Consider the following 243-nt stretch of genomic DNA (forward strand, 5'->3'; position numbering starts at 1 on the left):
GCACTAGCAGACCCTCTATGGCATCTTTGATTTGGCTAAACGCATCGTAGATGATAGAGTAATGTCTGATCTCAATTTCTTCTTGTTCAGCAGGTTTCTTAGCAGAGCCAGAAGGTCTTACTTGGAATCCAAGGATGAGCGCATCAGAAGCAGAAGCCAGGAGTACATCAGATTCAGAAATCTGGCCCACTCCTTTATGGATGATTGGGACTTGTACTTCTTCGGTAGGAAGCTTCAGCAATG

The 243-nt window shown here is 44.9% G+C and carries 1 protein-coding gene; it reads right to left on the bottom strand.

The features are described from left to right. The coding region (locus tag I5349_RS13990; RefSeq protein WP_317194264.1) for a translation initiation factor IF-2 at positions 1 to 243 on the bottom strand (243 nt) is incomplete at both ends.

Origin of the sequence: Penaeicola halotolerans (assembly GCF_016464625.1) — a bacterium.
Lineage (GTDB): Bacteria > Bacteroidota > Bacteroidia > Cytophagales > Cyclobacteriaceae > Penaeicola > Penaeicola halotolerans.